Annotated in this window: 22 protein-coding genes and 1 tRNA gene; 13 read left to right on the top strand and 10 right to left on the bottom strand. The window is 63.9% G+C overall.

Translation table 11 applies throughout. The annotated features are described in order from the left end of the window. Window positions 1-20: 20 nt before the first annotated feature. Together GPL20_RS30850 and GPL20_RS30845 are read right to left on the bottom strand one after the other, a co-directional pair. Window positions 21-581, bottom strand: coding sequence for a hypothetical protein (locus GPL20_RS30850; RefSeq protein ID WP_157334840.1), 561 nt, complete (start codon window positions 579-581; stop codon window positions 21-23). 198 nt (window positions 582-779) lie between these two features. Beyond that, on the bottom strand, window positions 780-1,250 hold the full coding sequence (locus GPL20_RS30845; protein WP_157334838.1) for a DUF805 domain-containing protein: 471 nt from the start codon (window positions 1,248-1,250) through the stop codon (window positions 780-782). Window positions 1,251-1,545: 295 nt separating this feature from the next. Here GPL20_RS30845 and GPL20_RS30840 point away from each other — a divergent pair, with 295 nt between their 5' ends. The 3 genes from GPL20_RS30840 to GPL20_RS30830 all read left to right on the top strand — a co-directional run bounded on the left by GPL20_RS30840 (window position 1,546) and on the right by GPL20_RS30830 (window position 6,687). Then, entirely contained in the window at window positions 1,546-1,953 is a 408-nt protein-coding gene (locus GPL20_RS30840) for a hypothetical protein (RefSeq protein WP_246251095.1), read from the top strand. Between the two features lie 218 nt (window positions 1,954-2,171). After that, complete coding sequence (locus tag GPL20_RS30835; RefSeq protein WP_157334834.1) at window positions 2,172-5,564, top strand: adenylate/guanylate cyclase domain-containing protein; 3,393 nt, start codon at window positions 2,172-2,174, stop codon at window positions 5,562-5,564. A gap of 100 nt (window positions 5,565-5,664) precedes the next feature. Next, window positions 5,665-6,687, top strand: coding sequence for an LLM class flavin-dependent oxidoreductase (locus GPL20_RS30830; protein ID WP_157334832.1), 1,023 nt, complete (start codon window positions 5,665-5,667; stop codon window positions 6,685-6,687). Between the two features lie 36 nt (window positions 6,688-6,723). Here the strand turns inward: GPL20_RS30830 and GPL20_RS30825 are convergent, their stop codons facing one another. The 4 genes from GPL20_RS30825 to GPL20_RS30810 form a co-directional block, all read right to left on the bottom strand. Then, the gene (locus tag GPL20_RS30825) at window positions 6,724-8,043 is read right to left on the bottom strand and encodes an aminotransferase class V-fold PLP-dependent enzyme (protein ID WP_157334831.1); all 1,320 of its coding nucleotides are present in this window, start codon (window positions 8,041-8,043) and stop codon (window positions 6,724-6,726) included. Between the two features lie 172 nt (window positions 8,044-8,215). After that, window positions 8,216-9,469 (bottom strand): GGDEF domain-containing protein, encoded by a 1,254-nt coding sequence (locus tag GPL20_RS30820; protein ID WP_157334829.1) that lies wholly within the window; start codon window positions 9,467-9,469, stop codon window positions 8,216-8,218. Window positions 9,470-9,559: 90 nt separating this feature from the next. Further along, the gene (locus GPL20_RS30815; RefSeq protein ID WP_157334827.1) at window positions 9,560-10,537 is read right to left on the bottom strand and encodes an NADPH:quinone oxidoreductase family protein; all 978 of its coding nucleotides are present in this window, start codon (window positions 10,535-10,537) and stop codon (window positions 9,560-9,562) included. A 45-nt stretch (window positions 10,538-10,582) separates the two neighbouring features. Continuing rightward, the gene (locus GPL20_RS30810) at window positions 10,583-11,785 is read right to left on the bottom strand and encodes an ABC transporter substrate-binding protein (RefSeq protein ID WP_373568243.1); all 1,203 of its coding nucleotides are present in this window, start codon (window positions 11,783-11,785) and stop codon (window positions 10,583-10,585) included. 350 nt (window positions 11,786-12,135) lie between these two features. On the opposite strand from GPL20_RS30810, the gene GPL20_RS30805 reads away from it, so the two are divergent. Both GPL20_RS30805 and GPL20_RS30800 read left to right on the top strand, forming a co-directional pair. Beyond that, window positions 12,136-12,852, top strand: coding sequence for a TetR/AcrR family transcriptional regulator (locus tag GPL20_RS30805; protein ID WP_157334823.1), 717 nt, complete (start codon window positions 12,136-12,138; stop codon window positions 12,850-12,852). A 98-nt stretch (window positions 12,853-12,950) separates the two neighbouring features. Continuing rightward, window positions 12,951-13,382 (top strand): DUF6841 family protein, encoded by a 432-nt coding sequence (locus GPL20_RS30800; RefSeq protein WP_157334821.1) that lies wholly within the window; start codon window positions 12,951-12,953, stop codon window positions 13,380-13,382. A gap of 89 nt (window positions 13,383-13,471) precedes the next feature. Here GPL20_RS30800 and GPL20_RS30795 read toward each other — a convergent pair whose 3' ends face one another. From GPL20_RS30795 to GPL20_RS30780, 4 genes are all read right to left on the bottom strand, one after another. After that, on the bottom strand, window positions 13,472-14,374 hold the full coding sequence (locus GPL20_RS30795; RefSeq protein WP_157334819.1) for a hypothetical protein: 903 nt from the start codon (window positions 14,372-14,374) through the stop codon (window positions 13,472-13,474). 119 nt (window positions 14,375-14,493) lie between these two features. Then, entirely contained in the window at window positions 14,494-15,276 is a 783-nt protein-coding gene (locus GPL20_RS30790; protein WP_157334817.1) for an alpha/beta fold hydrolase, read from the bottom strand. Between the two features lie 286 nt (window positions 15,277-15,562). Beyond that, window positions 15,563-15,639, bottom strand: a tRNA-Arg gene (locus GPL20_RS30785). 300 nt (window positions 15,640-15,939) lie between these two features. Beyond that, on the bottom strand, window positions 15,940-17,442 hold the full coding sequence (locus tag GPL20_RS30780; RefSeq protein ID WP_373568240.1) for an ATP-binding protein: 1,503 nt from the start codon (window positions 17,440-17,442) through the stop codon (window positions 15,940-15,942). Window positions 17,443-17,814: 372 nt separating this feature from the next. Between GPL20_RS30780 and rpmH the strand changes: the two genes are divergently transcribed. From rpmH to GPL20_RS30740, 8 genes are all read left to right on the top strand, one after another. Further along, window positions 17,815-17,949 (top strand): 50S ribosomal protein L34, encoded by a 135-nt coding sequence (gene rpmH, locus GPL20_RS30775; RefSeq protein ID WP_008542748.1) that lies wholly within the window; start codon window positions 17,815-17,817, stop codon window positions 17,947-17,949. 27 nt (window positions 17,950-17,976) lie between these two features. After that, a complete protein-coding gene (gene rnpA, locus GPL20_RS30770) occupies window positions 17,977-18,378 on the top strand; it encodes a ribonuclease P protein component (RefSeq protein WP_157334815.1) in 402 nt (133 codons plus the stop codon). Between the two features lie 16 nt (window positions 18,379-18,394). Next, the gene (gene yidC / locus GPL20_RS30765) at window positions 18,395-20,245 is read left to right on the top strand and encodes a membrane protein insertase YidC (protein WP_157334813.1); all 1,851 of its coding nucleotides are present in this window, start codon (window positions 18,395-18,397) and stop codon (window positions 20,243-20,245) included. 105 nt (window positions 20,246-20,350) lie between these two features. Further along, the gene (gene yihA / locus GPL20_RS30760; protein ID WP_157334811.1) at window positions 20,351-21,004 is read left to right on the top strand and encodes a ribosome biogenesis GTP-binding protein YihA/YsxC; all 654 of its coding nucleotides are present in this window, start codon (window positions 20,351-20,353) and stop codon (window positions 21,002-21,004) included. Beyond that, on the top strand, window positions 21,001-21,363 hold the full coding sequence (locus GPL20_RS30755; RefSeq protein WP_157334809.1) for a DUF423 domain-containing protein: 363 nt from the start codon (window positions 21,001-21,003) through the stop codon (window positions 21,361-21,363). Before yihA ends, GPL20_RS30755 begins: the two co-directional genes overlap by 4 nt. A gap of 123 nt (window positions 21,364-21,486) precedes the next feature. Beyond that, window positions 21,487-22,374 carry an acetylglutamate kinase gene (gene argB / locus GPL20_RS30750; protein WP_157334807.1) on the top strand — a complete coding sequence of 296 codons (888 nt, stop codon included), beginning with the start codon at window positions 21,487-21,489 and terminating at the stop codon, window positions 22,372-22,374. A 32-nt stretch (window positions 22,375-22,406) separates the two neighbouring features. Then, window positions 22,407-23,522 carry a DUF1036 domain-containing protein gene (locus tag GPL20_RS30745; protein WP_373568241.1) on the top strand — a complete coding sequence of 372 codons (1,116 nt, stop codon included), beginning with the start codon at window positions 22,407-22,409 and terminating at the stop codon, window positions 23,520-23,522. Between the two features lie 213 nt (window positions 23,523-23,735). Beyond that, on the top strand, window positions 23,736-24,425 hold the full coding sequence (locus GPL20_RS30740) for a pyrimidine 5'-nucleotidase (protein WP_157334805.1): 690 nt from the start codon (window positions 23,736-23,738) through the stop codon (window positions 24,423-24,425). The last annotated feature ends 132 nt before the right edge of the window (window positions 24,426-24,557 follow it).

Genomic DNA, 24,557 nt, shown 5'->3' with positions numbered 1-24,557 from the left:
TGACTTGGCGTCGGGAAAACCTAAGACGGCTTTCCTCTATCGAGAAATGGTTTCCAGGACAGCGCCTCCCGGCTGGCGTCGTCCAAATGGCCATCCTCCAAAAGCATTCCGACGGATCTGAAGTATTCACACAGGAATGACGCGTCCGGCAGTTCGTACATGCGCTCGTCAGGCACCCACACGTCAAACTTCCTGGCGGAGACAAATGCAGACAGGATTGCAGGCCTCAGATCGCGCGCATTGTCCGGCCATCCTGGCGATGCGGTCCGAAGCTTGATGTTATCTGAAAGACTGCGAAACCTATAACCGAGGCTTCGGAGCTCGAAAGCTTTTCGCTCGCCTGACTTCCGCTTTGACGATTCCAACGAGACGCCAATCACGATTCCGGTCATAAAGACCAACGCAAAATTAAACCAACGAAGTTGGCTCACTGCGACGAGGTTATTGGAAATCGCCGTGGCCACAGCGTTCGGCTCGGAGAAGATGTTTTCCCTGAACCATCTTTCAAGAGTCGTGCCGATCAGGGGGATCAGCAGAAGCCCCCAAATCCCAAAAAGAAGCGGTTTGAGCCATTTGAACATAGTTCGCTAGAGCTATCACATCCAAAAGATACCTTGGAAAGGTTGTGACTTCGGCAACGGTCAAGAGCGCCAGTTTGAGGTTGACCTGTCATTTTGCTGTCTGCCCCGAACAGCAGACGTAGAGACAGGCCGCTGGCAGGTCAGATGGTTCAAACTCTGCAAGAGCGATCAGCTCCAGCGCGGCACGCATAGCGGCTTTCAAGTCGGCTGTTGCGCCGGGTCGGCGCCGTACGGGTTCGGCCCCTTGGTGCCGGGCAGAATGCCGAGCTCGACGATGCCCCACAGCGCGGGCGGAAGGCTCGCAAGAAGCAGGACCGAGCCGGTCGCGAAATCTCCGCTCCGGCCGGTTCTGGGATCGTCAAACAAGACGATGCCGAGGCCGCCAGCGAACAGGGCGAAGGGGAGCAGCCAGAAGGCCAGCAGCCACCATCCGTTCTTGTTGCGGTCGTGCAATCGCTTGCTGCCCACGGCCAGTATCGGCCACAGGCTCAAGAGCCATATGAATTGCGAGGTCAGGGCGACGATCAGGACGGCCCACTCTTCGCTTCCGAGGAGAAAGGGGGCGAAGGTCAAGACCGGCACCGCGACGATCAGGGCGAGGATCGCCAGCCAATAGGTACGGCGGCCGATCCGGCCGTCGAAGCTGAAAAGGATCTTCTGCAGGTTCATCGCATCCTCGTCAGGAGCGTCCTCTCGGGTGCTTTGATTGGTCGGTACGGCGGCGGATTTGGTTCGCCATGGCGGGCAAACTTCGCGAGTTTCACCTACTTCCCGGTACGTGTGGAGAGCATCACCGACGTTAACCCTGTCGGCAAATGATTCGTCGTAGGTCGGCGGCCGCCGACAAGTTGCCTCATTGGCGCGGAGAATTTTCAGCGGCACTAACCCAGGTTAGAGGCGCATTATGCTGAGAATGGCGTTGTTGGGCCTCCTTATCCTGTTGAGTGTAGGAGTGCTGTCAGCAATGGAGCTGAGAGCGCCACCGCGTCGCGCAGTCGCGATCGTCCAGCCGCCTGCCGAGCAAAACGCAGGCATCCCTGCTTCACATGACGCCTTGGCGAAGGCCGATCGCCTTGACGTCGTCGCTGTGAGCAGCGAGATGCCGACACAGGCTGCTTCGGTCGAAGACCGCGTCGCTCCGCCAGAAGACATCCGTATCGGTTCGTCCAAGCCGGAGCCGATCGTCCGTCATCGGCACAACCCGAAGAAGATCGCGAGCGCTGAACGTCCCAAGCCGAAACCAAAGGCAACCGTTGTCAAGCGAACGGCCAATTTGCAGCGCTCAAAGGCCCCCAGCGGCACCGAGCCCTGTCGGCTCAAGGCGTTTGGTGGCTTGCGCAAGGCATTGAATTTGACCGGTTGCGAAATCTGAGGACGCTCCTGGGCGTGGCAGATCTGCCCCGCAGCGGACCACGAACTCAGATCGTTCGACTTCACGCGCCAAAAAAGCGTGTTTCGCCCCACGCGGTGGGATAAGCTGGCTACGTCTTCTGGTATGGCGGCCGGTCCGCGAGCGGCTCGATCGGTGCACGGCTAAGGCAGCGACGGACCCGGCGGCTCTTGCCAGTGCCAAGTGTGCGTGTGAACGCCATGAAGACCAGTGCCTGGCTGCGCGGACTCGGCCTGGAACGCTACGAGCAGGCGTTCCGGGAGAACGCGATCGATGAGGCAATCCTGCCCAAGCTGACTGCCGACGACCTCAGAGATCTCGGCGTGACGGCGGTTGGCCATCGCCGTATTCTCCTCGATGCGATCGCCGCGTTAGGCGCCGCAACATTTCGCGACACGATCGAGGTCGAGCCCGACCGCCCTGCCGGCAAGGCTCCCGAGGCCGAACGCCGCCAACTCACGGTCATGTTCGCCGACCTCGTGGGATCCACGGCATTGTCGGCGCGGCTCGATCCGGAGGAGCTGCGCGACATCATCGGCGCTTATCACCGTCGTTGCGCCGAGGTGATCACCAGCTCGGGAGGCTTTGTTGCCAAATATCTCGGTGACGGCGTGCTGGCTTATTTCGGCTACCCGCAGGCCCATGAGGAGGACGCCGAACAGGCGGTGCGCGCGGGTCTCGCCTTGATCGAAGCCTTGGCCAAACTAGATGCAGGCAACGCAGCCACGTTGCGTGTGCGTATCGGTATAGCCACAGGCCTTGTCGTCGTCGGCGATCTGCTCGGGGAAGGCGCCGCCAAGGAACAAGCGGTCATCGGTGAGACCCCTAATCTTGCGGCACGTCTTCAGGGATTGGCCGAACCGAACACCGTGGTCATCGCAGACAACACACGTCGCATGCTGGGCGGCCTGTTCGAATATGGCGATCTCGGAAAAAGGGCGGTCGCGGGCATTGACTATCCGGTGCACGTCTGGCGGGTCTTGGGCGTGAGTCTGGTCGGCAGTCGGTTCGAGGCTCTACGGACCGCCAGCACGCCGCTGATTGGTCGTGAGGAAGAGATCGCGTTGTTGAGGCGCCGCTGGGAGCGGGCAAAAGCCGGCGACGGTTCCGTCGTTCTAATCGCGGGCGAGCCGGGCATCGGCAAGTCGCGCATCGCCCAAACACTGCTGGAGCAGGTGAGCGAGGAGCCGCATATCCGTTTACGTTTTTTCTGCTCGCCACATCATCAGCACAGCGCGCTGTATCCCAGCATCGCCCAACTCGAGCAGGCGGCCGGATTTCGCCGCGAGGATACGGCCGAGACCCGCTTGGACAAGCTAGTGGCGATACTGGCTCTCGCCAACCAAGAGCTGGGCGAAGCCGTTCCTCTATTGGCGGAGTTGCTGTCGATACCGATCGGCGATCGCTACCCGCCGCTCAATTTGACGCCGCACAGCCGCAAAGAGAAAACGCTTCAGGCGCAAGTGGCCCAGGTGGAGGGCCTCGCAGCGCAGCAGCCGCTACTGATGCTGTGGGAAGACATCCATTGGAGCGACCCCACCACTCTGGAGTCGCTGGATCTGCTTATAGACCGAGCCGCGACGCTGCGGGTCTTGGTCATACTCACATTTCGACCGGAGTTTACTCCACCGTGGATCGGCCGACCGCACGTGACATTGCTCAGTCTCAGCCGCCTACCGCCTCGCCACCGCGCCGAGATGATCGCGCATGTAACCGGTGGCAAGGCATTGCCTAAAGAGATTGCCGATCAGATCATCGATCGCACCGACGGGGTGCCGTTGTTCGTCGAGGAGCTGACCAAATCCGTCGTCGAGAGCGGATGGATAACCGATGCCGGAGACCATTACTCGGTGACCGGAACGGTGGTTCCTTTGGCAATCCCAACGACGCTACAGGCCTCACTTCTGGCCCGGCTCGATCGGCTGGCGCCAACTCGGGAGGTGGCGCAGATTGCAGCGACGCTCGGGCGTCAGTTTTCCCACGACCTGATCACCGCCGTTGCCGGCATGTCGCGACCGCAGCTCGAGGCGGGCTTGGAGCAGCTCATCCACGCGGAGTTGGTGTTCCGGCGCGGGACGCCGCCGGATGCCACATACGCCTTCAAGCACGCGCTGGTGCAGGACGCCGCCTACAGCACCTTGCTGCGCCCTCGGCGGCAGCAATTGCACGCTCGCATCGCGGAGGTCCTTGAAGCGCGGCTGGCCGGGAACGCCGAGGCTCTGCCGGAAATCATCGCTCATCACTGCACCGAGGCAGGTCTCGCCGAACGGGCCATCCGATACTGGTGGCAAGCTGCGCAATTGGCGAATCAACGCTCCGGGACCCTGGAGTCGATCGCCCATTTGCAAAATGGGCTGAGTTTGTTGCAGACGCTGCCCGATGACCCCGAGCACGTCCGTCTTGAGCTCGATATGCAGGTGGCCATGGGTGCAGCCTGCATGGCCGCCAAAGGCTGGTCATCCCCCGCCACAGTGGCGGCATTCGCGCGGGCAGAAGAACTATGCGAGCGGGTTGATGACCCATTGCAGCGTAGCATCGCCGACTACGGCAGATACCTTGTATTCCTTCTGCGTGGCCAAGCAGAAGCTGCGCTCGCCACTGCAACTGCCATGCTTGGCCGGGCAGAGCGCGAGCGAGACTCAATTGCTATGATGATGGCCCACCGAGGTGTCGGGGCTGCGCTGGTCCATTGCGGAAAATTTGACGGAGGTCGCACGCACTTGGCGGAGGCGCTTGCGTTGTGTGATCCAAACGCGACCCTGGCTTACCGGTTCGGTTACGAGCCCCGTATCGCGATCCTTTCCTATCTCACACACGCCCTCGTTCCGTTGGGCTATCTGAATCAGGCCCAGCAGACATTCGATCAACTGATGGGGGAAATACGGGCACAAAGGCATAATCCCTCGATCGCGTTCGGCCTATTTCACGCCTCTCTGTTCTGCACCTTTGAGCGTGACGCAGGGGCTTACACACTTGATGGACACGTCGGAGTGGACGAGAACATTGTCGATGAGCTTATCGCGGTCTGCACCGAGCATGATTTCTTTCTGTGGCGAGCTGCAGGCACGATCATCAAGGGCTGGCTGATGGTCCGGGCTGGCGAGGCTGATCGCGGGCTGGCTCACCTCCGAGAGGGGATAGCGGCTTGGCGGGGCGATGCAAAATCTGTAGTGACCCACTGGCTCCTCCTGCGTGCGAATGCACTTGGTAGCCTCGGCCAGCTACAGGCGTCTCTCGACACTATCGACGAAGCCTTCGCATTGATCACCGAAACCAACGAGCGATGGAACGAAGCAGCGTTGCATTTTTGCAAGGGCGAACTGCTCCTTGCCCTGTCTGCTCCTGACAAGGCCGAGACCTGCTTGCTGCGTGCGTTTGACGTTGCCCGCGATCAGCGGGCCAGGCTTTGGGAGCTACGCGCCGCGACCGCCCTCGCACGGCTTTGGAGCGGGAAGGCCGAGCGATGCAAAGCCCAGGAAATCCTTGTTCCTGTCTACGGCTCGTTTACAGAGGGCCTCGAGACGCCGGAGCTGCGGGATGCGAAGGCTCTGCTCTGCGAACTTGCCGGTGCCCCGCCGTCGCTGCCCTGCTAACCCCCATCGGTAGTTGCTTGATCACTTCCACTTGGGTTGTTGCCATCTTTCCTCCGGCCGGCGTCTCGCAAACTCTTCCGATCAGCCATATGTTGCCCTCATGAAAAAGATCGGATTCCTCTCCTTCGGACACTGGACCCCCTCCCCGCAGTCGCAGACCCGCTCGGCGGCGGACACGCTGCTGCAATCGATCGAGCTTGCCGTCGCGGCGGAACAGCTGGGGGCGGACGGCGCCTATTTCCGCGTGCACCACTTCGCGCGCCAGCTGGCTTCGCCCTTTCCGCTGCTTGCGGCCGTCGGCGCGAAGACCAGCAGGATCGAGATCGGCACGGCCGTGATCGACATGCGCTACGAGAACCCGCTCTACATGGTGGAGGACGCAGGCTCCGCCGACCTCATCGCCGGCGGGCGGCTTCAGCTCGGCATCAGCCGCGGCTCGCCCGAGCAGGTGATCGACGGCTGGCGCTATTTTGGCTATCGGCCGGCCGAGGGCCAGAGCGACGCCGACATGGGCCGGCGCCACGCCGAGGTCTTTTTGGACCTGCTCCGCGGCGAAGGTTTTGCCGAGCCCAATCCGCAGCCGATGTTTCCAAACCCGCCGGGGCTTCTGCGCCTCGAGCCGCATGCGCAGGGCTTGCGCGAACGGATCTGGTGGGGCGCCGGCTCGAACGCCACCGCGGTGTGGGCGGCGAGGCTCGGCATGAATTTGCAGAGCTCGACGCTGAAGAACGACGAGACCGGCGAAGCCTTTCACGTGCAGCAGGCCGCACAGATCCGTAGCTTTCGCGCGGCGTGGACGGAAGCCGGCCACAGCCGCGAGCCCCGCGTCTCCGTCAGCCGCAGCATCTTCGCGCTGATGAACGATCGCGACCGCGCCTATTTTGGCGGGGAGCGCGGAGGCGAAGACCAGATCGGCTTCATCGACCCGCGCACACGGGCGATCTTCGGACGGAGCTATGCCGCGGAGCCCGATGTGCTGATCGAGCAGCTGCGCCAGGACGAGGCGATTGCGGAGGCCGATACGCTGCTGTTGACCATTCCCAACCAGCTCGGCGTCGCCTACTGCGCGCATGCGATCGAGGCGATCCTGACGCATGTCGCGCCGGCGCTGGGGTGGCGGTGAGGCAGACCGCGATCTGCACCCGCCCTGCGCCAAGCTTTACCCGGTCTTCGTCCCCGTGATGACGGCGAGCGCCTCGACGAAGCGGTCGAGATCGGACTCGTCGGTGTAGAGCGCCGGCGTCACCCGGATGCACTGGCCCTTGGCGACGCCGGCGCGGCGCACCGTCAGGATCTTGTGGCCGTCCCTGAGCTTCGCCACGGTGGCGTCGTTGTCGGCCTTGCTCGTCCTGCCGGCAAGGCGGAAGGACGTGAGCGCGCCATACAGGCCCGGCTCGTCCGGCGTCAGGATCTCAATATCCTTGAAGCCCCGCACGCGGCTGACCCAGTAGTCGCGCAAATATCGCAGGCGGGCCTGCTTCGCCGCCGCGCCGATCTCTTGATGCAGCGACACGGCCGCCGGCACGGTCAGCACCGTCGCGAAATTGACCGTGCCGGTGTGCACGCGCGAGCGGATGTCGGTCTCGGGAAAATCCTCGTCGCCCATGTCGCGGTCGATGGCGGCGAGGCGGTCCTTCCGGATGTAGAGGAAGCCCACGCCGACCGGCGCGCCGATCCATTTGTGCAGGTTGAAGCCGACGAAATCGACGTCGAGTTCACCCACCCTGAAGTCGATCTGCCCCCAGGAATGGGCCGCGTCGAGGATGATGTCGATGCCCTTGGCCCTGGCCATGCGGGCGATCTCGGCGACCGGCATGACGAGGCCGGTGCGATGGCTGACATGGGTGAGGAGCAGCAGCCTGGTCTTCGGATTGGCATCGAGGGCGCGGGCATAGGCGTCGAGCACGGCCTGGCGACTGGCCGGCTCCGGCACATCGAACCTGACCACGTCGACACCGCGGCGCGCCTTCAGCGCGTTCATCGCGTACTGCATCGAATCGTAGTCGAGGTCGGCGTAGAGCACGCTGTCGCCCGGCTTCAGCCTGTTGTAACCGCTGATGAGGAGCTGCAAAGCTTCGGTTGCGCCACGGGTGAGCGCGATCTCCTCGGGCGCGGCGCCGACCGCCTCGGCCACTTTGACGCGCACGGCCTCGAAATCCGCCCCCGCGCGCTGCCGCGCGTAGTAGGAATTCTGATAATTGACCATGTCGGTCTGGCGAATGAACTCGCGCCTCACCGGCTCGGCCATGATGCCCCAAAAGCCGTTCTCCAGATTGACGACATCCGACGTCACGGCATAGAGCCCTTTCACGGCCGTCCAATAGGCATTGTCGGTGGCGATTGCGGCCGCGGGTCCAGTCGGCTGCGCCGGCAGGCTTTCGGCCGCGACGGCCGGCGCCGCCAGCGACGCGACGGCCGCGGCCGCAAGGCCCTTCAGGATCGACCGGCGGTCGGACGACATTGTCTCAGTCGGATGCATATCAGTCTCCACGATGCGCCGCGAAGGGAGCAGCGATCGATAGAGCGCGAATGACGGAACGACGACAGTTCGATGATGCCCGGGCCGCCCGATGACACTTCGGTCATTGCGATCAGTCTGGACGTGCGCGCGATTCGTGCCGTCATCGCCCTCCGGCGCTGCTCTGACGCGGTCAGGCCGCCGCCCGCTTCGTCGCACGCTGTGTCTGGCCGGAAGCCGGTAGCAGCAGGTCGGCAGCGGCGTCAGGCACGAGCGGGACAAATCCATCCACGGCGCATTCGACGCGATTGCGGCCAAGCGCCTTCGCCGTGTAAAGCGCCTTGTCGGCGCGCTCGCACAGGGTCTCGATACCCGCGGGCCCGCTGTCCGCATGCGCGAGCCCGACGCTGACGGTGGCTGCGACCAGGACACCGTCGACGACGCCCGCCACCACCGCAAAACTCTCGCGCACGTGCTCGGCCGCCGCAAGCGTCGCCTTTTGGTCCGGCCCGGTGACGATCGCGGCGAACTCCTCGCCCCCAATCCGGCCCGCGATGCTGCCCCGCGGCAAGGTTGCGGACAGCGTCTGCGCGAACAGCCGCAGCACGCGGTCGCCCATCGCATGCCCATGACCGTCGTTGATCGACTTGAACCGGTCGAGATCGAACAGGAGGAACGCGACCGTCCCGCTCGCGCGCGCGTTCAAGCGTTGCTCGGCGAATTCCATGAAGGCGCGACGGTTGGCGAGGCCGGTCAGCGCATCCGTCATCGCGGCGCGCTTGTGCGCGAGCTCGCTCCGCTCCTTGGTGAGTGCGAGGAAGAGATAGTTGATGGCGATGAAGTAAAGCAGCGTGAACGCGCTCACCACGGCGAACCAGAGCGACCGCAGTGCGTCGAAGCTCGCGACCGGCGCCTCCGCGAGCGGATAAACCACGGCGAGCGGAATTCGCAGGAGAAACAGCCCGCCGCCGAGCGCGGTCAACACGATCAATGGCCAGCGCGACAACAGCGGTTCGGCGCGGCCGCGCCACAGCACGTAGGCGCAGCCGAGCGAATAGAGCCCCACGGCGAGTGAGACGATGATCATGCGCGCCGTGGCGGACTCGTACAGCGCGGGGACTTGGCAGGCCGCGATCCAGACCACCGCGCCGGCGAGCAGGAGGACGGGGCTCGCCCGCCTGCCTTCGAAGCAGCGCGCGCCTTCCAGCATCAGCGCGCAGGCGGTGAACAGCACCACGTAGGCGAGGTCGACCGAACAGGCGTCCGGGATCGTGCCGCGCAAGCAGAGCAGGCCAAGTGCGACCGCCATCACGAGCACTGCGCCGCCCCACCAGGCAAGCGCGCGGACCGCGCGATTTTGCAGCCAGGCGAACAGGGTCAGCGCCCCGAGCAGCACCATGACGGACAGCATCAGCACGTAGATTGTCGGAACGTCGAGTAGCGGCATGACTCCCATCCGGTCGCACGCCCTATACCAAGCCCCCGCTACGATTTGCTTGCCAGAATTGGTAAACGCCGGTGTAACGGCTCCCCGAATTCAATCGATCCGAACCACCATCTTGCCGAGCGCCGAGCGCGTGGCCATCGCGGCGAAGGCCTCGTGGAATCGCTCGAACGGGAAAACCCTTCCGACGACAGGGACAAGCGTCTTCTCGCTCAGCCAGGTGAAGAGTTGAGCAATCACCTCGGCCCGCACCTCCGGCTCACGACGGCCGATCTGGGCCAGATCGACGCCCAGGAGGGCGCCTCCCTTGAGAAGGGGCAGATTGAACTTCAGCGCCGGAATGGTTCCTGACGCAAAGCCGACCACGAGGTGCCGGCCATTCCATGCGATCGAACGGAACGCTTGCAGACTCAACTCGCCGCCGACGGGATCAAAGATCACGTCCGCGCCCTCGCCGCCCGTAAGCTCCTTGAGTTCGTCACGCCACCCTTCGCGCGTGTAGTCCAGGCTCGAATCCGCGCCGAACTTCGTTGCAAACTGCCGCTTCTCCTCCGTCGACGCCGCCGCGATGACGCGTGCGCCCAGCAGCTTTCCAACCTGAACGGCTGCTATTCCAACTCCGCCGGCAGCGCCCAGGACCAGAAGCGTCTCACCACTCCGCAGCTTTGCCCGCGCGCTGAGCGCGTAGAGTGCCGTCAGATAGTTGGCGAAGAACGACGCCCCCACCTCGGGTGCGATGCCATCCGGCGTCGCGAAAAGGTCCGCGGCCGGGGCGCAAACATACTGCGCGAGGCCGCCATTTCTGACCATCCCGAGGACCGGGGTGCCCGGTGCGAAGCCACTGACATCGGAGGCAGCCTCGTCGACGACGCCCGCAAACTCCGAGCCCGGCGTGAACGGCAAGGGATCCTTGGTCTGGTACAGGCCCTGCACCTTCAAACCGTCGACGAAGCCGACGGCCGCGGCCTGGATGCGAACCCGCACCATGCCTGCCGAGATGTCCGGCTTGGCCACGTCCTTGATGGCGATATTTTCGATACGATCGTAATTTTCGACGACAACTGCTCTCATGAAGTCCTCTCGGGCGAGCGCTCCATGCGGGGCGCCGCGAACGGATCAATCGGTTGCGTCGCCGTTGATCACGTCCCCGAACAGCTCCCACTTCTCGCCGCTGAAGCGCATCAGTCGGAGCTGTGTGATCGGCGCGAAATCGGTCGGCGAGGTGTTGACGTAGATGCCCGGCAGAAGCGCCTCGGTGCGCCAGTCCTTCAGGTTGGCAGCCTGCTTCATGACGCTCTCGCGGGTGAGATCATCGCCGCACTGTTTCAAGGTCTGCGCCAGCGTCTCCGCCAGCGCGTAGCCGGTGATCAGCAGGATGTCACGCTTGTTGCCTTCCGGATAGTACTTGGTCAGAAAGCCCTGAAATTCCTTCATTCCGGGATCATTGTCCCACTGCGGATCGGCCGGATCCTTCAGATAGGTCGCGGAAACGATGCCTTGCGCGTTCTCGAAACCGGCAGGCTTGATCACGCTGCCGACGGACGCCGAGACGTTGCTCAGGATGTGCAGAGGCTTCCAGTCGACTTCGGCGACCCTCTTGATCGCCTGCGCCGCGAACTTGGGAGAGCTGATGTTGACCAGCGTATCGGCACCGGTCGCCTTCAGCTTGACGATGTGGCTGTCGATCGTCGGCTCGCTCGTCTCGTAGCTTTCCTCGGCGACAATCCTTGCGCCAAGCCTGTCCTTGAGCCCCTTCAGGTAGTCCTTTCCGAGGTCGTCGTTCTGGAAGAACACGGCAACCCTGGCGTTCGGCTTTTCCTTCAGGATGTACTTCGCGTAAGCGTGCGCCTCGCTCTGGTAGGAAGGCTGCCAACCCGTGGTCCAGGGAAAGTTCCTGGGATCGTTGAACTTGGTGGCGCCTGCCGCGACGAAAAGCTGCGGGATCTTCCTGGCGTTCAGGTATTTCTGGATGGCGGTGTTGTTGGCCGTCCCCAGCGGATCGAACACGAGCAGGACTTCATCGCTCTCGACCAGCTTGCGGACCTGCTCCACGGCCTTGGGCGGCGAGTACGCATCGTCATAGCTGATGAAATTGATCTTGCGGCCGTTGATGCCGCCCTTGTCGTTGATCATCCTGAAGTATGCGGCCTGCAGCTGGCCGATGACCCCATAGGCGGAGCCTGGCCCACTGTACGGCATGAGATTGCCGACCTTGATCTCCGTGTCGCTCGCGCCGGTGTCGTACTTCTTTTGCGCAAGCGCCGCGCCCGCGTTGAAGGTGACGACGGCCGCTACGGCGATCGCGCCGCTGATCCTCATGGACATTTTCGACCTCCCTTGGACTTCTCTTCTTGTTTTGATGATTCCGCTCGAGGCCTGGAGCCACGAGCAGACCTTCTCCCGATGCGGGTAACCCCAGGGCATGCCGAGGCCGCTTTCGATCGGCAGCGATCGTCCGCACGCTCATCAAATTGACCATCTCGCAGCGATAATTCGTCGTGCTGGGAGAGGAGCCAGATGACAAGCCACCCGCTTATTTGCTATAATTTTTCAATGGCTTACGAAATGACCCGCAGTCGGGTCGACCCCGTCAGCCGCCGAATTAATGACAGTGACGTCACATTATCGAAGGTCGCCCTCAGGTCAAGCCCTCACTGGTGAGCAGCAGGATGTCGAACGCGCACAAACAGATGCCGGAGCCCATGATTCCGGCGACGGCCAAGGGGGCAGCCATGCGCGAACGACTGCTGACGGCAGCCAGCGCCGTGTTTGGCCGCAAGGGATACGAATCCACCCGCGTGGAGGACATCGTCAGGGCCGCCAAGACCTCTTACGGAAACTTCTACCGGCACTTCCGCAACAAGGACGAAGTGCTGCTTGCGGTGTTGCAGCCGCTCGTGGATGAACTCTACTTCGCGAGCAGGCGCGGCGACGGCAGCTCGTTCCGGGCCACGGAAGCAGAGTTCGTCGAGAACACGATCGCGTATTTGAAGGCTTACGCCAGGCACCGGAAATTGTTGCGCCTCATGCGCGAGGCTGCCGCTCGCGGCGAAAAATCGACGTTCTTCGCGCTCTATCAAAGCGAGCGGAGCCGCTTCCTGAGGCGCACGGCGACGTGGCTCACACGCCTGCAGAGCCTGGGCGAGATCGACAAGGAACTCGAGCCGGAGACAGCCGCCGAGGCGCTCGGCGGCATGATGGAGCAGATCGCCTACATCAAGCTTGATCTGGCCGCGAGAGCACCGAGCGGCGAGGAAATCGAGCTCATCGGGACGCATTGCGCAAAGATCTGGTACCGTGGCGTCTTCGGCGCGCCGCAGCTGAACGCGGGCCCGGGATCAGCGCGCGTCGAGAACTCGTCGACGAGGGCCGCTCCCGGCATCTGACTGTTCATGCGGCTGTCGGACGCGTGAAGTGAGAGAGGCTGCCGGGGCCGTGCCTGTCGTGTCACGCGCGCCGCCGTGACCCAGAAGGGAGGCGCCTGATGGAAAGCAGCGTCAGGGAATTGTTCGAGCGCTATGGGAAGCTGTTCCGGATGGCGCTTGAGGACGAGGTGGACATGGACGAGGTGGCATCTTCATACGCCGCTGCGTTCGTGGCCGCGTCTCCGGCCGGCGTCAGTGTCGGCCGGAACGACGAGCAGCTTAAGCGGGTGATGCAGCAGGGATTCGAACGCAATCGTCGACTAGGCACGAAGGACATGCGACTTCGCCATGTCCGCATCGCACCCATCGACGAGCACCATTGCCTCGCGCATGTCGCCTGGACCGCCGTCTACGACCGAGGCGGCGAACCGGATGTGTCCATTGATTTCGAGGTCCACTACCTGGTGCAGCAGCTCGAGGACGGGCCAAAGATCTTTGGCTGGATATCGGGAGATGAGCAGGCCGTCCTGAAGCAACACGGGATCACCTGATGCCGGCTTCGCAGCAGGCATGACGCGACGCGATTCAAAATGCTTCCATCCCCAAGACGATCTGCAGCGATTGCTGTCACGCGGCGCCGTTACAATTTTCCATAGACGCGCGCGGCGACCGCCTTCAGGCGCTCGACCGAGCCGGACTCGGGATGCGGCTTGACCGGCGCGAACAGGATCGAAGCCTGCCTGCCGTTCTTCCAGACATAGATGTTGACGGCGTTGCCGTTGCCCTTGGTGCAGGAATGCTCGCCGAACGCTTCACGGCCGAGCTCGGGTATCGCCAAATGTTTGCACGGGCCTGCACGTTTCATCATGCCGATGGCGGTGTCGCGCGAGGTCGCGATCACCGCGACGGTCATGGCATTGGCCTCGCGATCGAACATCATGCAGCTGCCCGCGCCGGTGCGCTGGACCGTCAGCGTGCTCTTCTCGAGAAAGCCGTCGGCATCCGCGGCCGTGAGCCACTCGCAATCGCCAAACCGCTCGCTGCTCTTGCTCACGTTGGCGATGGCAACGCGCGCGGCTTCGGTGAGCGGTCCGAGCAGCGCATCGTCGGCACGCCGGCCGATCGGATGGACGGTGATCTGCAGGATGTAATCGCCGGACAAGGCGACGACCGAGGCTTCCGGGCGCTCCGCGCCGGCGGCGCTCGTTCCGCCCTGGCCTTCCTCGCCGATCCCCGCGACTGCGCTCAGCGGCATGCGCTCGCCAAGCGTCTTGACGAAGGTCGCGTACAACTCCCTGGCGCGGTCCTTGTCGGGATTGCGGAACACGGTCAGCATCATCGTGTCACCGCGCCCGCCCTGGTAGATGCAGCCGCGGCCGTCCTGATTTGAAATCAGTGACCATTTGAGCGCCGGCATCGCGCCGGCGAGCTGCTGGGCGCTGATGAACGGGCAGGTTTCGGCCGCGCGCACGGGAAGCACCGGGGCGGCTGTGAATGCAAGGAAGAGAAGGAGGCGGGAGAGCAGACGATCGATAGTGCGCATGAGACAAACTTACTACCAAAATGGCGCACCACCGTCGATGAAGATGGGCACTATTGCTTTGCCGTGGCGCTATGATGAATCTTGCGGATCCGCGCACGGCTATCCCGCCGCGACGAAGCTTACCCGGGTCTTCGCACGTAAAGCGAGATAAACCGGTCGATCATGGGGTTGATCTGCTCCGGCACTTCCAGCGACAGGAAATGCCCGGAGCCGACGGCCTTGGCCGTGACCAGTTGCGGGCACAGCTCCGCGAAACGATCGAGATCCGCGAGCCGGTGGGCCGCTTCGATGTAGAGCACCGGGACCCGGCACGCCTGGGCGCACTCACGCGCCCGATGCACATCCCAGGGAAACAGACTTGTAAACGTGGACACCAGCACGTGCTGTGGCGTCGCCAGAAAGGTCTGTTCGACATGCGCGCGGCATCGGTCGGTCGGCAGACAGGAGTCCGCCACGATTTTCCGTACCTCGTCCGCAAAATTCGCGCCCTTTAGACCCTCCAGATACCCGGCGAACACCGTCCCTGCCGAGGCAGGGAAGAGCACCCCTGAATCGAGCAGCACCAGGCCTGCAGGAAAGTCCGGATAGCGGGCGGCGATTTCGAGCGCCATGTTGCCACCCATGCTTTGACCCACGATGACCGGCTTTGTGATCTGCTGTCTGTTGCACAGGAAGACGAGATCGTCGGCGAAGCCTTCGATGGAATACGCCTGTTGCGGCTTGTCGCTCTCACCATGCCCCCGCAGCTCGGCATTCAACGCCCGGCCTTGACGGGCGAAATACTCCATCTGCGGCGCGAAATGCGTGCGATCCCCACCGAGGCCATGGACGAACAGGAATTGAAGCGGTCCCGCCCCGGCGATGTCGAAGGAGAGCTGGATGCCGTCATGCGCGAGTTTCATGGGTCATCTCCATATTCACCGACATGTCAGGCGTCTCTGGCGAGGCTCAATCTAGCCGGCACAACACGGCCGATAAAGCTGCGCACGACGGCTTCGCTCAGGTGCCATGATGCTGCGACCGGGCGCTCCGGCCGCGAGATGCCATGCGATTTTCGCGGCGCCGAGGCCGGCCGGAAAGGCTGTTACCTGCTCCCGGCTTATGCGGTGACGAATAACAAGCAGCGGTGCGACGATCTCGCCCGGCGCGGAATTGGCAGTTTTTGAAGTGACCAATTTTGGACCGAAATGGCGCGCCCGGAACGATTCGAACGTCCGACCCTCAGATTCGTAGTCTGATGCTCTATCCAGCTGAGCTACGGGCGCGTTTTTCGCGAACAGTGCGGGCTTTAGCCCACACGCAGCCTCCGGACAGCGCCAGAGGGGTGCGAAAGAGCGCTTTGACTAACCGCTCTTGCCCCGATTGGCAAGGTCCGGGATGGGGAGATTTTGCAGGGAGATGACGGTTTCAGTCGTCATTCCGGGATGGCCCGAAGGGCCAGGCCCGGAATCCATAACCCCGGCTGGTGGTTATGGATTCCGGGCTCGCGACTTCGTCGCGCCCCGGAATGACGAAACCAATGGAGATTGCGCCCCTGAAGCGTCCGCACTCGGCCGCTGGCCGACTTACGCCCGTGCCCGCTCGTTGCGGATGGAAAGGAGTTCCACGGGGCGGTCGGGGATGACGATGCGGAAGGTGGCGCCGATGGTGCCTTCGACGAGGTGGATCTCGCCGCCATGGGCGCGGACCAGCTCGGCGGCGATGGCGAGGCCAAGGCCGCTGCCGCCGGGCCGGCCGGAGGTCTGGAACGCCTCGAACAGATGGTCGCGGGTCTTCTGCGGCACGCCGGGGCCGGTGTCGGAGACCTCCAGGATGGCGACCGCGCCCTCGCGTTTGCCGGTGATCCGGATCTGCTGCACGCCGCCATCGCCGGACGAGGCATGGGTTTCCAGCGCCTGGGCGGCGTTGCGGACGAGGTTGAGCAGCACGCGGAACAGCTGGTCGGGATCGGCGTCGATGGCGAGGCCGCGCTCGATCGCGGCGACCCAGGCGATCGAGGCGTCGGAGGCGAGCCCTGCGGTCTCGCGCACCTCGAGCACGACCGGCTCGATCAGGATCATGCGGCGGTCGGGCGCGGCCTCCTGGGCGCGGCCGTAGGACAACGTCGACTGGCAGAAGGCGATGGCGCGCTCGAGCGAGCGAACCAGCTTCGGCGCGAAGCGCTGCACCCGCGGATCGGGCACGCTGGCGAGCTGGTCCGACAGGAGCTGCGCCGAAGCGAGCAGATTGCGCAGATCGTGGTTGATCTTGGAGACGGCGAGGCCGAGGGCGGCGAGCCGGCTCTTCTGATGCAGCATCGACATCAGATCGCGCTGCATGTCCGACAATTCGCGCTCGGCAACCCCGATCTCGTCGCTGCGCTGGCTCGGCACGATGATCCCCGCCGAGCTCTCGGGGTTTTCGTGGAAACCGACCAGACTCGCGGTCAGCCGCCGCATCGGCCGCACGAAGAGATAATGCAGGGCGAGATAGACGAGGCCCGCGGTCAAGACCGCGATGATCAGCGCGACCACCACGACGTTGCGGGAGAAGCGGTACATCGATTGCCGCAGCGGCAATTCGTCGGTCACGATCTCGATGAACTGGGCATTGCCGACCCCGGGCCCGACGATGCGGATGGCCTGGTTGCCTGTCTCCAGCATCATCCGGAACGAGCCGGTGATCGCCTCCCACGCCGTCATGTCGCGCAGGTCGATATCGTGCTCGATGGCGGTCGGCAGATTGTCGCTGGCGAGCAGCCGGCGCTGCTGGCCCATCTTGATGGCGACGGCGCGGGCATTGATGCTCTTCAGGATCTGGCGCGACAGCGAATCGGGGACCATGCCGAGCGGCGCCGCATCCAGCACCAGTGCCGCGGTGTTGGCCGCCGCGACGCGGTCGTTGAGCCGGTTGACCCAGAAATTGGCGATGGCGGGTACATAGAGCAGGACGGCCGCGATCATCACCAGGGGGACGGTGAGCAGCAGCAGCTTGCCGGACAGGCCGAGCCCGCGCGTCCCACGGGGCCGCATCGCCGGCTGGTCCGGCTGATCCGCATCCTGGATCGGCTGGAGGTCTGTCGCTGCCACGAAATCCGCCCTCGGTGCCTTGCTTGCTACCCTGCCGCTACCTTGGCTTATGAAGGATGCGATCCGCCCCCGGCCCGGTCAAATTACGGATCGCTAATCTGCCAAGGTGGGATGTAAGCGCTGAAGCGGCGAGTCGCTACCTCAAGGGTTAAAAACCCCGCACAAACAGCGATATTCACCGGAATCGCGCCCTTGTGCGGCGTTGACGAAAACAAGACGCTCCCTTATAAGCCGCGCGAATTGTCCGCGATGAACCCGGTGTGACGCCGGGAGCGGCTCTCTTGGGGCCGAAAAGGGCCCGTTTTGGGCCGCATCTTCCGGACTTTACCATCAATTCTACAGGCAAATTGCCCGGTCAGCGGAGAAAAACCCGTGAAGCGGACTTATCAACCCAGCAAACTGGTGCGCAAGCGCCGTCACGGCTTCCGTGCCCGCCTCGCCACTGCCGGCGGCCGCAAGGTCCTCGCCGCCCGCCGCGCCCGCGGCCGCAAGCGTCTGAGCGCCTGAGCCGGACCCCCTTTTTGGGATTTCATCATGGATCGGCTGAGGCAGCGGGCGGATTTCCTCGCCGTTGCCAATGGCGCGCGGGTGAATAGTCCCGCGTTCATCCTGCAAAGCCGCCACCGCGACGACAGCGGCCCGATCCGGATCGGCTTCACCGTTACCAAAAAGAACGGCAACGCCCCCGAGCGCAATCGCATCCGGCGCCGGCTTCGCGAATTGGTGAAGCGGCTCGATCCGGTGTCGATGCAGCCCCATCATGATTATGTGTTGGTCGGCCGAAGGGACGCGCTCTCGCGCCCCTTCGCGACCATGCTCGACGATCTGCGCATAGCGTTCACGAAGCCCGCGCGGCATACGGCCAAGGGTCCGGGCAAGGCACCGGGCAAAGGGCATGGCCCGCGGCCCGGCCCTGCCAGCCGCAAACCGGATTGATGACGAGACAATAGAGATGACCGACAATCGCAATACCATCCTCGCCGTCATTCTGTCCGGCCTGGTGCTGATCGCCTGGCAATATTTCTACAACGTGCCGCAGATGGAGAAGCAGCGCGCCCAGCAGCAGGCGCAGACCGAGCTCCAGAAGACCACGCCGCAGCCGACCGCCACCGCGACACCGGGCAGCGCGCCGCAGCCCGGCGGCGCGGCTCAACCGTCGACGCCGGCCGCGAACCAGGCTCAGCCGGTCGTTGCCCGCGAGACCGCCATTGCAGCCAGCCCGCGCGTGAAGATCGAGACGCCGCGGATTGTCGGCAGCATTTCGCTGAAGGGCGGCCGCATCGACGACATCGCGCTGGTGCAATTCCGAGAAACCGTCGACCCGAAATCGCCGCCGATCATCCTCTATTCCCCCTCGGGCACCGCGGAGCCCTATTACGCCGAATTCGGCTGGGTGGCGGCGACGGGCGTGACGGCGAAGATGCCTGACGCCCAGACCGTCTGGCAGCAGGACGGCAGCGGCAGCCTGACGCCGACGACGCCTGTGGTGCTGAAATGGGACAATGGCGACGGCCTCACCTTCCGCCGCACCATTGCGGTCGACGACCATTATCTCTTCACCGTCAAGGATGAGGTGAGCAATGTCGGCAATGCGCCTGTTACGCTCTATCCGTTCGCGCTGATCTCGCGCCACGGCGCGCCGCAGGTTTCGGGCTATTACATCCTGCATGAAGGCCTGATCGGCTATCTCGGCGACCAGGGCTTGCAGGAATACGCCTACAAGAAGGTCGACGAAGCCAAGCAGGTGAACTTCAACAATGTCACCAACGGCTGGCTCGGCATCACCGACAAGTACTGGGCCTCGGCGCTGCTGCCCGACACCAATGCCAAGCTGCAGGCACGCTTCTCCTCGAACCCGGCCGGCAACCTCCACACCTACCAGACCGATTACCTGCTCGATCCCGTCACCGTCGCGATCGGCGGCACCGCCACCGCGAATGCGCGGCTGTTCGCCGGCGCCAAGGAAGCCGGCGTCGTCGGCGTGTTCCCGTTCGCCGGCCTCGGCGGCTACAACAAGGAGCTCGGCCTCAACCATTTCGATCTGCTGATCGACTGGGGCTGGTTCTACTTCATCACCAAGCCGATGTTCCTCGGCCTCGACTTCTTCTACCGCTTCTTCGGTAATTTCGGCATCTCGATCCTGCTCGTCACCGTGATCGTGAAGCTGCTGTTCTTCCCGCTGGCGAACAAGTCCTACGCCTCGATGGCGAAGATGAAGTCGATCCAGCCGCAGCTTCAGGCGCTGAAGGAGCGCTATCCCGACGACAAGGTGAAGCAGCAGCAGGAGATGATGGAGATCTACCGCAAGGAGAAGATCAATCCGGTCGCCGGCTGTCTTCCCGTGGTGATCCAGATCCCCGTGTTCTTCTCGCTCTACAAGGTGCTGTTCGTCACCATCGAGATGCGGCACGCGCCGTTCTACGGCTGGATCAAGGACCTCTCCGCGCCGGATCCGACCAATCTCTTCAACCTGTTCGGCCTGATCCCGTTCGATCCGACCACGATCCCGGTGTTCGGCCACTATCTCGCGCTCGGCATCTGGCCGATCATCATGGGCATCACGATGTGGTTCCAGATGAAGCTGAACCCGACGCCGCCGGATCCGACGCAGCAGATGATCTTCAACTGGATGCCGCTGATCTTCACCTTCATGCTGGCCGGCTTCCCGGCAGGCCTCGTGATCTACTGGGCCTGGAACAATCTGCTCTCGGTGATTCAGCAGAGCTACATCATGCGCCGCAACGGCGTGAAGGTGGAGCTGTTCGACAATCTCAAGGCGACGTTCGCGCGGAAGGCGACGTAAGTGTCCGTCATTCCGGGGCGATGCGCAGCATCGAACCCGGAATCTCGAGATTCCGGGTCTGGTCCTTCGGACCATCCCGGAATGACAGCAAGCAAAGAGCTTCGCATGACCGACAACAAAGATGCGAAGCTGATCGAGGCCGGGCGAAAGCTGTTCGCGCGCGACTGGCAGTTCATCTGGGCCTCGCCCTCGATCCAGACGCTGCCGCCGATGGCGGGCCTCGAGATCGCCTTCGCCGGGCGCTCCAATGTCGGCAAGTCCAGCCTGATCAACGCGCTCACGGGGCGCAACGCGCTGGCGCGCACCTCGCATACGCCGGGCCGCACCCAGGAGCTGATCTTCTTCGAGGTCCCCGGCAAAACCGACCTGCGTCTCGTCGACATGCCCGGCTATGGCTACGCCAAGGCGCCGAAGAGCCAGGTCGCGTCCTGGACCGAGCTGATCCACAAATTCCTGCTGGGACGCGCCAGCCTCGCGCGCATCTACGTGCTGATCGACGCACGGCACGGGCTGAAGGACGTCGACCTCGAGATCCTGAAGACGCTGGACCGCGCCGCCGTCAGCTACCAGGTCGTGCTGACCAAGGCGGACCAGGTGAAGGCTGCCGAGCTTCAGTCGCGCATTGCCGAGACCGAGGCTGCGCTGGCCAAGCATCCGGCCGCCTTCCCGCACGTGCTGGCGACCTCGTCGCGCAGCTCGACCGGCATGGCCGAGCTGCGCGCCGCGATGGCGAAGCTGCTGGAAGAGCGGAGCGCATGATGGCTCGCCTGCTGATCGGGCTTGCCGGTTTGATGGGCGCCGCCGGCGTCGCGCTGGCCGCCGCCTCCGCCCATGGCGCCGATGCGAGTCGGCTTGCCTCCGCGAGCGCCATGCTGCTGTTTCATGCAACCGCCATACTTGCGGCCGTCGCCCTGCTCGCGCGCGGACTTCTGCACGGCGGAATTGGCATGATCGCCGCATCCGGCTTCGTTGTGGGGGCCGCGCTGTTCGCGGGCGACCTCACCTTGCGGCAATTTGCCGGGCACTCGCTGTTTCCATACGCGGCACCGACCGGCGGAACGGTGATGATCCTGGGCTGGCTGGCGGTGAGTGTCGCGGCGATGGTGGCGAAGCGCTGACCCGTAGGCTCCATCCGGGCTACGAAAGCACCGGGATACGCCGCGGCATGCCACCAACGCTTTGCGCCTCGCCCGCCAATCGGATAGAACGCGGCCGAGTATCCCGCCAGCGAGATCCGCCTCATGACCGACATCTCCCCGCTCGACCAGGCCCGCATCCTGTCCGAAGCGCTGCCGCACATGCAGCAGTATGACGAGGAAACCATCGTCATCAAATATGGCGGCCATGCCATGGGCGACGAGGAGACCGCGAAGAATTTTGCCCGTGACATCGTGCTGCTCGAGCAGACCGCGATCAATCCGGTGGTGGTGCATGGCGGCGGGCCGCAGATCGCGACCATGCTCAAGCGCCTCGGCATCGTCTCGGAATTCGCCGCAGGGCTGCGCATCACCGATGCCGCGACCATCGAGATCGTCGAGATGGTGCTGGCCGGCTCCGTCAACAAGCAGATCGTCGGCTACATCAACGAAGCCGGCGGCAAGGCCGTGGGGCTGTCCGGCAAGGACGGCAACATGGTGAAGGCGTCGAAGACGACGCGGACCATCATCGATCCGGACTCGCATATCGAGAAGGCGGTCGATCTCGGCTTCGTCGGCGACCCCGAGAAGGTCGACCTCACGCTGCTCAACCAGCTGATCGGCTACGAGCTGATCCCGGTGCTGGCGCCGCTCGCGACCTCCAGGGAAGGCCAGACGCTGAACGTCAACGCCGACACCTTTGCCGGTGCGGTTGCCGGCGCGCTGAAGGCCAAGCGCCTGCTGCTGCTCACCGACGTGCCGGGCGTGCTCGACAAGTCGAAGAAGCTGATCCCGCAGCTCTCGGTCAAGGACGCGCGCAAGCTGATCGCCGATGGCACCATTTCCGGCGGCATGATCCCGAAGGTCGAGACCTGCATCTACGCGCTCGAACAGGGCGTCGAGGGCGTCGTCATCATCGACGGCAAGATGCAGCACGCGGTGCTGCTCGAGCTCTTCACCAACCAGGGCACGGGAACGCTGATCCACAAGTGATGAGCGAACGCGAGCAGCGGAAGAAGGTCGTCATGCCCGGGCTTGACCCGGGCATCCACGCCGATCCGCATGCTCGGCCGCACGTGGATGGCCGGGTCAAGCCCGGCCATGACGGGCTGAAACAGCAGCGCCCACGCCGCTCCCCCCTCACCCGTTTCCTGATGACGCTGCCGGCAGCCGTCGTCTCGTTCTTCTTCTCCGCCGCGCCGGCCTTCGCCGACCTCAAGATCTGCAACCGCATGTCCTATGTCGTCGAGGCCGCGATCGGCATCGACGACAAGGCGGCCACCGCGACGCGCGGCTGGTTCCGGATCGACCCCGCCACCTGCCGCGTGGTGGTGCAGGGCACGCTGACCGCCGACCGCATCCTGCTCAACGCCCGCGCGCTCGGCGTCTATGGCGCCTCCCCGATCCCGCAGAACGGCCGCGACATGCTGTGCGTGGCGCAGGACAATTTCGTCATCGCGGCGGCGCGGCAGTGCCGCAGCGGCCAGACCCAGGCCGCTTTCACGCAAGTGACGCCGACGCAAGGCGCCGACGGCAATTTGGTCGCCTATCTCGCCGAGGACTCCGAATATGACGACGAGCAGGCCCGCCTCGCCGGCATCCAGCGGCTGCTGGTGATCGCGGGTTACGACGTCGGCGCGATCGACGGCGTCGACGGGCCGAAGACGCAAGGCGCGCTGGCCGCCTTCCTGAAGAGCCGCGGGCTGTCGTCCGACGTCATCTCCTCGCCGAACCTCTTCAAGACCATGGTCGATGCGGCTCAGGCGCCGTCTCCAAACGGCCTGACCTGGTGCAACGACACGCCGCACAAGGTAATGGCGGCAGTCGCGACAGACGACGGCAAATCGGTGACGAGCCGCGGCTGGTATCGCATCGATCCCAAGACCTGCCTGCATCCTGATGTGACCGGCCAGCCGAAGCAGATCTTCAGCTTCGCGGAAGCCATCGACGCCGACAACCGCGTTATCAAGCTGAAGGACAGGCCGCTGAACTGGGGCGGCGAGAAGCAGCTCTGCACGCGCGAGACCAAGTTCGAGACCAACGAGCAGACCGATTGCGCGGCACGCGGATTTGCGCTGACGGGTTTTGGTGTGGTGGATGTAGCGAGCGGCGGCAAGACGCTGCGCTTTGCGATGCCGTGATGTGATGATGATGGCGCCTCGCACTCCGCCGTCATCCCCGCGAACGCGGGGACCCATAACCACAGGGAGAGGTTGTGGCGCGAAGTGGCAACTCCGAATCCTCGCCAAACCACTCCCTGTGGTTATGGGTCCCGGATCTGCGCTCCGCTCCGGACAACGCTGCGCGTTGCCAGGAGCTGCGCTTGTCCGGAGTGACGAGTTGAGAGAGCCGCAATGAAATCTCCCCGCGCCTTCACCCACATCGACACCTGGGTGTTCGACCTCGACAACACGCTCTATCCGCATCACGTCAATCTGTGGCAGCAGGTCGATGCGCGGATCGGCGAGTTCGTGTCGAGCTGGCTGAACGTGACGCCCGAGGAAGCGCGCAGGATCCAGAAGGACTATTACCTGCGGTTCGGCACCACCATGCGCGGCATGATGACCCTGCATGGCGTCTCCGCCGACGACTATCTCGCCTACGTCCACAAGATCGACCATTCGCCGCTGGAGCCGAACCCGGCGCTCGGCACAGCCATCGCGAGCCTGCCGGGGCGCAAGCTGATCCTGACCAACGGCTCGGTCGACCATGTCGACGCGGTGCTGGCGCGGCTTGGCCTCGCCACGCATTTCGACGGCGTGTTCGACATCATCGCCGCCAATTTCGAGCCGAAGCCGGCGCGACAGACCTATCAAAGATTTCTTGCCGACCATGCGGTCGATCCGACCAGGGCCGCCATGTTCGAGGATCTCGCGCGCAATCTCACCGTCCCGCACGAACTCGGCATGACCACCGTGCTGGTGGTGCCCGACGGCACCAAGGAAGTGGTGCGCGAGGATTGGGAGCTGGAGGGCCGGGGCGCGGCCCATGTCGATCACGTCACGGATGACCTGACGGGGTTCTTGGCCGGGCTGTCGCGGTGAAGCTCGTAGATGGGGTAACGGGCTCCGCTGAGGCCTTCCAACCAGCCGCGCTAGCTACGGCACTATTTGATAGCGCGCGTCGCGCGGCTTGATTGGAAGGCAAGCGGTCGTCCCTCACATGATGGTGTAGCG

It is taken from the genome of Bradyrhizobium cajani, from assembly GCF_009759665.1.
Taxonomy (GTDB): Bacteria; Pseudomonadota; Alphaproteobacteria; order Rhizobiales; family Xanthobacteraceae; genus Bradyrhizobium; species Bradyrhizobium cajani.
This window is presented reverse-complemented; position numbering and strand designations above follow the sequence as displayed.

What these genes read in the sequence shown, in the direction of transcription:
- GPL20_RS30835 (WP_157334834.1), top strand. Translation starts at nt 2,172, where the DNA reads ATGAAGACCAGTGCCTGGCTGCGCGGACTCGGCCTGGAACGCTACGAG.
- GPL20_RS30795 (WP_157334819.1), bottom strand. Translation starts at nt 14,374, where the DNA reads ATGCGCACTATCGATCGTCTGCTCTCCCGCCTCCTTCTCTTCCTTGCA.
- GPL20_RS30810 (WP_373568243.1), bottom strand. Translation starts at nt 11,785, where the DNA reads ATGAGGATCAGCGGCGCGATCGCCGTAGCGGCCGTCGTCACCTTCAAC.
- GPL20_RS30815 (WP_157334827.1), bottom strand. Translation starts at nt 10,537, where the DNA reads ATGAGAGCAGTTGTCGTCGAAAATTACGATCGTATCGAAAATATCGCC.
- GPL20_RS30740 (WP_157334805.1), top strand. Translation starts at nt 23,736, where the DNA reads ATGAAATCTCCCCGCGCCTTCACCCACATCGACACCTGGGTGTTCGAC.
- GPL20_RS30820 (WP_157334829.1), bottom strand. Translation starts at nt 9,469, where the DNA reads ATGCCGCTACTCGACGTTCCGACAATCTACGTGCTGATGCTGTCCGTC.
- yidC (WP_157334813.1), top strand. Translation starts at nt 18,395, where the DNA reads ATGACCGACAATCGCAATACCATCCTCGCCGTCATTCTGTCCGGCCTG.
- argB (WP_157334807.1), top strand. Translation starts at nt 21,487, where the DNA reads ATGACCGACATCTCCCCGCTCGACCAGGCCCGCATCCTGTCCGAAGCG.
- GPL20_RS30840 (WP_246251095.1), top strand. Translation starts at nt 1,546, where the DNA reads ATGGAGCTGAGAGCGCCACCGCGTCGCGCAGTCGCGATCGTCCAGCCG.
- GPL20_RS30755 (WP_157334809.1), top strand. Translation starts at nt 21,001, where the DNA reads ATGATGGCTCGCCTGCTGATCGGGCTTGCCGGTTTGATGGGCGCCGCC.
- yihA (WP_157334811.1), top strand. Translation starts at nt 20,351, where the DNA reads ATGACCGACAACAAAGATGCGAAGCTGATCGAGGCCGGGCGAAAGCTG.
- GPL20_RS30830 (WP_157334832.1), top strand. Translation starts at nt 5,665, where the DNA reads ATGAAAAAGATCGGATTCCTCTCCTTCGGACACTGGACCCCCTCCCCG.
- GPL20_RS30790 (WP_157334817.1), bottom strand. Translation starts at nt 15,276, where the DNA reads ATGAAACTCGCGCATGACGGCATCCAGCTCTCCTTCGACATCGCCGGG.
- GPL20_RS30800 (WP_157334821.1), top strand. Translation starts at nt 12,951, where the DNA reads ATGGAAAGCAGCGTCAGGGAATTGTTCGAGCGCTATGGGAAGCTGTTC.
- GPL20_RS30805 (WP_157334823.1), top strand. Translation starts at nt 12,136, where the DNA reads ATGTCGAACGCGCACAAACAGATGCCGGAGCCCATGATTCCGGCGACG.
- GPL20_RS30845 (WP_157334838.1), bottom strand. Translation starts at nt 1,250, where the DNA reads ATGAACCTGCAGAAGATCCTTTTCAGCTTCGACGGCCGGATCGGCCGC.
- GPL20_RS30850 (WP_157334840.1), bottom strand. Translation starts at nt 581, where the DNA reads ATGTTCAAATGGCTCAAACCGCTTCTTTTTGGGATTTGGGGGCTTCTG.
- GPL20_RS30825 (WP_157334831.1), bottom strand. Translation starts at nt 8,043, where the DNA reads ATGCATCCGACTGAGACAATGTCGTCCGACCGCCGGTCGATCCTGAAG.
- rnpA (WP_157334815.1), top strand. Translation starts at nt 17,977, where the DNA reads ATGGATCGGCTGAGGCAGCGGGCGGATTTCCTCGCCGTTGCCAATGGC.
- GPL20_RS30745 (WP_373568241.1), top strand. Translation starts at nt 22,407, where the DNA reads ATGCCCGGGCTTGACCCGGGCATCCACGCCGATCCGCATGCTCGGCCG.